Annotated in this window: 6 protein-coding genes; 5 read left to right on the forward strand and 1 reads right to left on the reverse strand. The window is 33.9% G+C overall.

Annotated features, from left to right (window positions below; genetic code table 11):
• Positions 1-3 precede the first annotated feature (3 nt).
• Positions 4-1,035 (forward strand): multicopper oxidase domain-containing protein, encoded by a 1,032-nt coding sequence (locus K5782_RS03700; protein ID WP_297464081.1) that lies wholly within the window; start codon positions 4-6, stop codon positions 1,033-1,035.
• Positions 1,025-2,203 (forward strand): divalent cation transporter, encoded by a 1,179-nt coding sequence (locus K5782_RS03705; protein WP_297464069.1) that lies wholly within the window; start codon positions 1,025-1,027, stop codon positions 2,201-2,203. Before K5782_RS03700 ends, K5782_RS03705 begins: the two co-directional genes overlap by 11 nt.
• Here K5782_RS03705 and K5782_RS03710 read toward each other — a convergent pair.
• Positions 2,200-3,552 (reverse strand): cation diffusion facilitator family transporter, encoded by a 1,353-nt coding sequence (locus K5782_RS03710; RefSeq protein WP_297464070.1) that lies wholly within the window; start codon positions 3,550-3,552, stop codon positions 2,200-2,202. The two genes, K5782_RS03705 and K5782_RS03710, sit on opposite strands and share 4 nt — an antisense overlap.
• Before the next feature lie 94 nt (positions 3,553-3,646).
• On the opposite strand from K5782_RS03710, the gene K5782_RS03715 reads away from it, so the two are divergent.
• From K5782_RS03715 to K5782_RS03725, 3 genes are all read left to right on the forward strand, one after another.
• Positions 3,647-6,832 carry a peptidase gene (locus K5782_RS03715; protein WP_297464071.1) on the forward strand — a complete coding sequence of 1,062 codons (3,186 nt, stop codon included), beginning with the start codon at positions 3,647-3,649 and terminating at the stop codon, positions 6,830-6,832.
• A gap of 69 nt (positions 6,833-6,901) precedes the next feature.
• Complete coding sequence (locus tag K5782_RS03720; protein ID WP_297464082.1) at positions 6,902-8,062, forward strand: EB domain-containing protein; 1,161 nt, start codon at positions 6,902-6,904, stop codon at positions 8,060-8,062.
• A 106-nt stretch (positions 8,063-8,168) separates the two neighbouring features.
• The coding region (locus tag K5782_RS03725) for a thrombospondin type 3 repeat-containing protein (RefSeq protein ID WP_297464072.1) at positions 8,169-8,537 on the forward strand (369 nt) is incomplete at its 3' end.

Here is an 8,537-nt window from a genome sequence, read left to right on the forward strand (position 1 = left end):
GTAATGTTACTGGTGATTTTTGTAATATTTGGAATTTCAATAATTATGATTTTTCCTGCAATATCTGAGGCTCAATCTGAGCAGAAAACATTTGTTACTCATTCTGGAGCAGTTGTAAGGACATCTGGCGAAGTACTTGATCCACTCTACACTGTATCATCTGTGGAGTTTGATCCAGATCAATATTTAAGAAATTTTGAGTTTGGAAGGTTATCGATATCTGAAACTGGACAAACAATCCGTGATTATACAATAATTGCAGAGGATGATAAGATTCAAGAAATTTCTCCTGGAATATTTTACAATGTTTGGACTTTTAATGGAACTGTTCCAGGTCCTACAATTAGAGCTACTGAAGGTGACATTGTTAGGGTTCATTTCATAAATAATGGTTCAAAAGAACACACTATACATTTTCATGGAATTCATCCAGCTGGAATGGATGGTGTTTTCGAACCTGTAGGTGGTAATGGCGGTCAATTTATTTATGAATTTGAAGCTGGCCCTGTTGGTGTTCATCCTTATCATTGTCACGTAATGCCACTTGAAGAACACATAGTTCATGGTCTTTATGGTGTCTTCATTGTTGATCCTAAGGAAAAACGTCCACCTGCTGATGAAATGGTGATGGTCTTAAATGGATTGGATACTGATTTTGACACTGAAAATAATTTTTATGCCGTAAACACTATCCCATTTTATTATCAACATCATCCAATCCAGATTAACACAAACGAATTGATTCGAGTTTATGTTGTTAATATGGTGGAATTTGATCCGATAAACAATTTACATCTTCATGGTAATTTGTATAGGTATTATCCAACAGGAACTGATCTTGTTCCATCATTTTATACTGACATGATAACATTATCACAAACTGAACGTGGCATTATGGAATTTGAATACGAGTATCCTGGAAAATATCTGTTTCATGCCCATAAGGTAGAGTTCTCCGAAAAAGGTTGGGTTGGAATATTTCTTGTAAAGGATGATCCTGACAAGAATTCTCAGAAGGTAGAATATGGAACTTAGTGATAATTCCTCTAAAGTCAAGATTGTTGCTAGTGGCTTAATTCCATTTGCATTTGTAATCATTATGATGGCCTATATTTTCGGACCAGGTGCTGATCTGTTAGATTTAGGAGTACCATTACCTGAAATAACTATTGAAAAAGTAGATTTTCATGACTCTGAAATTCAAGCAACTGTAAGAAACACTGGACCAATTCCAGTTGAGATTGCAATGGCAGATGTAAATGATAGAATTCAACCTGCTGCCGTAGAACCAGATAGGTCTCTTGAACGATTCGAATCAGCTTTGGTCAGAATTCCTTTTGAATGGAATGAGGCTGAACCATACATAGTTGGAATTACTATAGGTGATGGAACAAGATTTGAAAAAGAAATAGAAGCAGCAGCTCCTGCACTAGAACCTACTCTGGATCTTGCAATATTTTTTGCAATAATTGGAACTTATGTTGGAATAATCCCTGTTATGATAGGATTACTCTGGCTTCCTTTTATTAAGAAAATTAGCAAACAAAAATTTCATTTCTTTTTAGCATTAACTGCAGGATTGTTATTTTTCTTAGCAATTGATTCAATTGAAGAGGCAGTAGAAGTATCAAATGAAAGTCTTGCAGGAAGCTTCAATGGAATTTTGCTCATTGCAACTGTAATTGTATTATCTTTTCTGGGATTATTTTATTCAGGAAATAAACTTGTTTCAAGAGCTAACTCTTCCAAGATTGCAAAACCTGTTGCAATCGCATTAATGATATCAATTGGAATTGGACTACACAATTTTGGAGAAGGATTAGCAATCGGTGCAGCAGTCGGTTTAGGCTCTGTTGCATTTAGTACATTTTTGATTGTAGGCTTTGCTTTGCACAATACTACTGAAGGCATTGCAATTGCAGCGCCAATGTCTAGAGGAAAATTAATGATTGGAAAACTAGCTGCCATGGGAATGATTGCAGGCTCTCCAGCTATTTTTGGTGCATGGCTTGGTGGTTTTGTATATTCTCCATTCACATCAATAATCTTTCTTTCAATAGGTGCAGGTGCAATATTTCAAGTAATTATTGTGATATTAAAATGGATTAGAGATGAGGGAGACATTACTCTTTCTAGTGCTTCTGTAGCCTCTGGATTTGCTATTGGTATGCTAGTTATGTACTTAACAAGCATCTTAGTCTAAACTGGTTCTGGGTGTATTGTAATTACAGCATTTTTAATCTGAGTTCTTATCGCATGTTCTATTTCAGAAGTCATGTCATGAACTTTTTCGATCGATAATTCTTTGTCAAATGAACAATCAATATCGATTTTAAGAATATTTTCAAAATTTAAAGAAACTATTCGACCTATTTTTTTAATTACAGTGTATTGCTCTAAAATTTCTCTTATCTTCTCTTCTGTAATCTTATCTTCCACATTCAAATTTTTTGGAACTGTGAGAAATGGCTCAAGATGAATAGTCACATGTTCAATTTCAGGAATATTTTCTTGAATTTTTTGTTCTATCTCCTCTGATATTTTATGAGCTAAATCAAGGTTGATTTCATTATCTACCATGACGTGTAAATTTGAGTAAGTTTTTCCTTTTGTCTTATGAGATATGATATTATGAACTTCTTTAACTCCCTCTACACTTTTTGCTATGTCGTTAATTTTTGCATTTAGTGGTACATCTTTCCAATTTGGCTCAAAATGAATAGTGATTGCAGCGTTAGGCAATTTCTTTTTAATATTATTTTCGACCTCATTGCTAATTTCATGTGCACTATCAAAACTTGTATCGCCCCTTAGAGATATTGTGACATCTGTAAAAATCACATCTCCTGATTTTCTCATTAAAATTGCTTCAGCTTCTATTACTCCTTCTGTATTCAAGACAATTTCTTTTACTTTTTTTACAAGCTCTGGTGATATGATATCCGTTAAATCCAATGCAGTTCTATGAATCAATTTCAAACTAAGTATTACCAAAACAACTCCAAGAATTAATGCGGCAATAAAGTCTCCATTATAGAAACCATGTACAACAAACACAATTCCTGCTATTGCAATTATTGTTGAGCCTAGATCCATAAATGCATGATAGAAATCAGCTTTGAGAGTAACTCCTCCGATTTTTTTAATTGATCTTCGAAGAATAATTATTCTGAAAATATCGATTCCAATTGTGTATAATCCTCCAATAATTGCAAACATGCCAGGTAATGCATTATGTACTGGATTCTGCAATCTGTGAATTGACTCATAAATGAAAAATATTGCTATGAGAAAAATAGCAATTCCGCCAATAAGCCCTCCAAGGGATTCAATTTTTCCATGACCATAGGTATGTTCTTCATCGGGAGGTTTTATTGCATATCTAGCAGCTAAAAGTAGTATTACTGTAACAACGCTATCTAATAGGGCATGAATGCTATCTGTAATTAGACCAAGACTATTCGAAATTAACCCAAAAACTAATTCAACTACAAATGCTGAAAAAATGGCTACTAGTGAAATCTGTAAAACTTTTGTTTTTTGTTCCAACATTTCTACCTCTTGGTAACCCTCTCATGTATTACAAGTATTCTAAATGCAATTCATACGACAAGATTATTTGTGATAAACGTTGTTTTTCTTTATGATGAGTCACAAATATGTAATTTTACTTGGCATTTTTTCATCCATACTATTAACCCCAATTATTAGTGTAGAAGCAGCCAGTAATCCTAATCTGTTTGTTTCAGCAGAAAACTCTCAATTTAACAACCGATTTTCTGGCTCTATGGTGGTTGAAGTTGTAATCCGTGATCCAAATTTACATGATACTGATCAAGGAAAAGGAGAACCCAATGTTACGTTAAACGGTAAATCATTACGAATGGTTCAAGCAACTGATGGTAACTGGTATGCATATTTTGCAAATGCCGATAAAGCCAAAGTAGCTGACTCTACTCAATCTACGACATCTGGTAAAGGCTTAGACTTTGGTGTTTTTTGTAGTAGGGATACTGCATCATCTGTTTTTGGAATCTCTCTTTCTGAAACTAATGGTTTTGCAGTTCCAAGAAGTAATGGTCTATCTGGTTTTACAAATGGTGTTTCATCATTTAATCAGTGTACTGGAACACTAACAAACTCTATGAATCTTAATAATGTTGTAAGAAATCCACAGTCAATTAACACCAACTCCAATATTCCAACTGGCCAAATTGGATTGGATTCTAATGCATGGCCTTTAATTCAACTCTTCTCTTTTAGTGATGTCCAAATTCAATACAACGCTGGTGGAAACCCACAAAGTGTTTCTCTTGAATACGATGAAAGTTCAAACATCTCTCTAACACTTGATAGATCAGTATATCCTCAGAATTCACAAGTTTTTCTAACTGTAAATGATTTTCAATTAAATCAAGATCCGACAGACGAAGATTCATGGACATTTAATGTTAATTCTCCTCTTGCTACTTTTTATCAAGCATTTGATACTTCAGGTTCAAATTCTGCAAATGGCACTTCAGGATTAGTAAATTTGAACAACAACCTTTCAAATTTGGGTTTTAAAGATAATGGAAAACTTTCAATTAATTTGGGAAATATAATGCAATTAACATCAAATGATAAACAGCCTGGTACTTTTGTTGATGATGATATCCCCGGAAACCAATTTCCCAAAATTGTTACTTTGGTAGAAAATGGTCCAAATTCTGGAATCTTTGATAGTGTTGATAATGGTGATGATTCTGTTGTTAGAATTCTTGCTGATGCTCCAAGAGGTCAAAGTGGACAAATAGACTATAATCAAAAATCTATTTCTGTTCTTACAGGTTCGTCAACCTCTTCAATTTCAATAAAATCCACCTTGACTGTTGGAGAAGGTACTAAATCACTCACACCTGGCAAAAAATTTCCTATAACTTTAATGGATTCTGATCAAAATATCAATTCTGCAAGTAGAGATCATTTAGATGTCTTTAGAGATTCATCTTTAGTTCCTACCTTAAAGATTGGAAATCCAATAACTCTTGGCAATGCAAACGATGTGCAATTTCATTCTTCTGCCACCGCATTAAATGCCGGTGATACATCTAACTCATCAATACCTGACAAAAACTCTGCACGATTGTTTATTGATACGTCAAATGTAGCAATTCCAACTTTTAAACAACTATCATTGAACCTTGGTGTTTCTGCATCAACCTTGCAATCGCTTTTCATAGATTCATCTATTTCAAACAATGATGGTACTAACTGGATAAATTACGATCTTAGATCTTTTGAGAATGATTTTGGAGTCACAGATTTTACAGATACGTCAATCACTATATCTTTTGGAACTTTGGGTTCTTTACCAATTACTATAGTTGATTCTGGTGATCTGTCTTCATCCCATGGGCTTGTTCAATTAGATGATGCCGATATTCAACAATTATCTACTAGGAGTGGAATTGTATATCTTGTCATAAATTTTGATTCGAGTAATAACACTCCTACAGTTGGAAGCATTTCTGCAGAAAAAAATAAACAACCGATAGTTTTTGATTTCTTTTCGTTTGGATTATCGAATAACAATGATATCAATAATGCCATTTACAGATTTGAACTAGAAGAGACAAGTGATAATTCTTCAAAATTTGTTGGTACTCTTGAATATGCTGCAGCTAATCAACTCAACATTTTAGATCCTAATTTCATTAAAACACTAAGAACAATTGATGATGAAATAAAATTTATTGTAACTAATAGATTGATTGATGAAAAAGGAATTGCCATATCTTATTCTGATTTAGATAAAGTTGGAGTAATTACAACGACTTCTACTAAATCTGATATTTCTACAAATTCCGGTACTATCTCTTCTGGTTCAAGTATATACAGATTTGGTCAACCTGTAACAATTACCCTCAGGGATTCTGATCTTAATTTGAAAAGTGATGTTGTTGATATTTATCTAGTAAATAATGATGCAAATTCTCCAAATGTAGATACTGTTGGTAACTCAGGAAATATTTTATTAGAAATTTTACTAAAAGATATTCGTTACAAACGATGTGTCATTAATGGAGTTGAGTATGGAGGACTTGCTTCTACTGGTTTTACATTAGTTGAGACTGGACCTAGTACTGGTATATTTGAAGGAACGTTCAAGATGCCATCTCAAATTTGCGATAAGTCTGGAACGAAACTAATTTCAACAGCAGGAGGAAGTCTTGATGCAAAATATTATGACTCTAGAGATGCTTCTGGTAATTCAAACATATTTCACTTGTTAAATCCTAAATCAACAACACAATTTTCTACTTCGCCTCAATTAAGTGCTAATAAAATCTTGATTCCATCATCTGGTTCTTCTGAAGAAATAATCTTGTCTGGTAGTATTGGTAATCATAAAAAAGGAATTCCATTAGATATCTCATTAATACGTCCAGATGGAGTAGTTCAACACTTTGCTGCAGTAATATCTGATAGTGGAAGCTATCGTGCTGCGTTTTCAATAAATCAAAATTCTTTATCAGGCGTTTATAAAATTCAGTTATTCCATAATGGTGTTAACGTTGGATTAGTTTCGTTTACTGCTTTACACAATATGCCTGCTTGGATTAAAGATAATGTAAAACAATGGTCTTCTAACTCTGAAATTATTGATGATTTAAAACAAATGGTTAAAGAAAAAATAATCAATTCTCCAAAAGAATATCAAAATTCTGAAAGAATGGTTCCTGATTGGATTAAAAATAATGCTAAATGGTGGTATAATGGACAAATCTCTGATGACGACTTTATAAAATCAATCCAATACTTGGTCAATAAAGGTATAATTCGAGTATAATCAGGTCAATTTTTCTTTCATTGAATACATAAATACCCTCATGCCTGATTCAAAATGAAAATGAAGCTCGTGGGTTTCCTAGTATTATTGTCAATTTCTCTATTATCGTATGGATTTATTGGAAATGCATATGCTCAAAGTGTAGAATGTGGTGATAATCAAATAGAACAAAATGGTATTTGTCAGGATATTAATTGTGGCCCTAATCAAATATGGCAAAATAATGAATGCCAAGATGTTGTAACAGGTCCAAAAAACAATCTTAACTTAAAGACTGATCTTAACATTTACGGGCAAGGTGGAATTGTAGTCATCAGCGGTCTGATTAACAACATTGAAAATCTTGGTTCTGGTGATGTCTCCATTATTGTTAGAGCGCCAGATAACAATATCGTTACAATTGCCCAAGTTCATCCCAATGCGGATGGTTCTTTTCAAACAACTGTAAAAGCCGATGGTCCACAATTCAAAGCACCAGGTGACTACAAAGTTTTTGCAAATTTTTCTGGATTAAAATCTGAAATTAAATTCAAATTTACTGGAGGAGATGGTGGTATCATCTCAGGTGGTGATAACAACCCAATTACATGTCCAACAGGTCAAAAATTAGTTAATGGAAAATGTGTTGCTGAAGAAATTACATGTCCAACAGGTCAAAAATTAGTTAATGGAAAATGTGTTGATGACGTACCAGAACCAATACAATGTCCTCCTGGTGAAGAATTGATGAATGGAAAATGTATAGTTCCAGAACCAGTAGAAGAAGAACCACCAGTATGTGGTAAAGGAACTGAATTAGTAAATGGTGTTTGTCAAGTAATTAAAGTCGATGATGACAAAAAACCAGGTGGTGCATGTTTGATTGCTACTGCAGCATATGGAACTGAATTAGCTCCACAAGTACAATTCCTAAGAGAGATTAGAGATAATACTGTAATGAGCACTTCATCTGGATTGGCCTTTATGAGTGGATTTAACCAAATCTATTACTCATTCTCACCAACAATTGCTGATCTAGAAAGAGAGCATCCATTGTTCCAAGAAGCAGTACGAGCATTTATCACTCCAATGATATCTACTCTCTCGATTATGACACTAGCTGAAGATGGCTCTGATGCACAAGTGTTAGGATTGGGAATCTCTGTCATTGCTTTGAACTTGGGAATGTATATTGCAGCACCAACAGTAATTGGTTTCAAAGTTCACAAACATTTGAAATCTAGAAAATAGTCTGAAATTTTTTCATAATTTTTATCTTTAATTCAAAGAAACGATAAAACGTTCTCAATGTTTTTTATATGGGAAATCTGACCCATGCTGAGATAGGGAAAGAAGATTGAACAATTATACCATTTTATTCGGTTTTATACTGCTTATTCTTTTATCACCCGATAGCATTTTTGCACAATCCTTAGACACTGATGGTGATGGCATTCCAGATTCTTCAGATTCTTGTCCTACTGATCCTGAAACGATAAACGGATTTGAAGATTCAGATGGTTGTCCAGATGTAGTTCCTCCAACTGACACTGATGGTGATGGCATTCCAGATTCTTCAGATTCTTGTCCTACACAAGATGAAACGATAAACGGATTTGAAGATTCAGATGGTTGTCCAGATGTAGTTCCTCCAACTGACACTGATGGTGATGGCATTCCAGATTCTTCAGATTCTTGTCCTACACAAGATGAAACGATAAACGGA

Origin of the sequence: Nitrosarchaeum sp. (assembly GCF_025699065.1) — an archaeon.
Taxonomy (GTDB): Archaea; Thermoproteota; Nitrososphaeria; order Nitrososphaerales; family Nitrosopumilaceae; genus Nitrosarchaeum.